The 434-nt window shown below is 39.2% G+C and carries 1 protein-coding gene; it reads left to right on the forward strand.

All coding sequences use genetic code 11. The features are described 5' to 3' along the window. A partial coding sequence (locus AACL61_RS07015; RefSeq protein ID WP_339111173.1) for an IS30 family transposase occupies positions 1–433 on the forward strand: 433 nt, incomplete at its 5' end. Between the last annotated feature and the right edge of the window lies 1 nt (position 434).

Genomic DNA, 434 nt, shown 5'->3' on the forward strand with positions numbered 1-434 from the left:
CAGTGTTGTACTAGTAATGACTGATCGCCTTTCACGAGTTAATATCACGAGTAAAATTGCTGGTAAAACTGCGCATGCAGTAAATCAGTTCTTTATAAATTTACGCCAGAAAATGGGCACAGATGCTTACTATCGCATCTTTAAGACAATAACCTCTGACAACGGTTCAGAATTTAGTGAGTTAACACAAGTTCACGATCATGTTTTCTATGCTGATCCGTATTCCCCTTGGGAACGTGGATCCAATGAGATCAATAACCGGTTTCTCCGCAAGGAGATTACCAAAGGTGAAGCTATAAATAACTATAGTAGTGCTCAGATCATAGCGACTAATGATTGGATGAATCACTATCCACGAGCTATGTTTGATGGAGCTGTGATATCTCTTGGTAGAAGGACTTACGATAGATATCCATTGACGAATGTCCATTAAA

Source organism: Limosilactobacillus reuteri subsp. porcinus (genome assembly GCF_036621895.1).
GTDB classification, from domain to species: Bacteria; Bacillota; Bacilli; order Lactobacillales; family Lactobacillaceae; genus Limosilactobacillus; species Limosilactobacillus reuteri_J.